Genomic DNA, 228 nt, shown 5'->3' on the forward strand with positions numbered 1-228 from the left:
TTCAAATCTTTATTTTCGTTATTATCGAAAGAGTATATTATTATTCGATCATTCTCAACTCCGCCAATAGCTATTTGCATCTTTGCTAAGTCATAAGGCAATTCTTTAATAAGCGTTTCTCTTAATTCCCGTGCGATTTTTTCAAGAGAGCGCTCTGAATCTTCATAACCCATATCATCGAAGATTTTTTCACCAACACCTTGATTACCAGTGACGGCTACAAATTGT

At 34.6% G+C, this 228-nt stretch carries 1 protein-coding gene; it reads right to left on the reverse strand.

Translation table 11 applies throughout. The features are described from left to right. The coding region (locus R0J87_RS25560; RefSeq protein WP_498889815.1) for a hypothetical protein at nt 1-228 on the reverse strand (228 nt) is incomplete at both ends.

It is taken from the genome of Halomonas sp. SIMBA_159 (genome assembly GCF_046536035.1).
Lineage (GTDB): Bacteria > Pseudomonadota > Gammaproteobacteria > Pseudomonadales > Halomonadaceae > Vreelandella > Vreelandella venusta_A.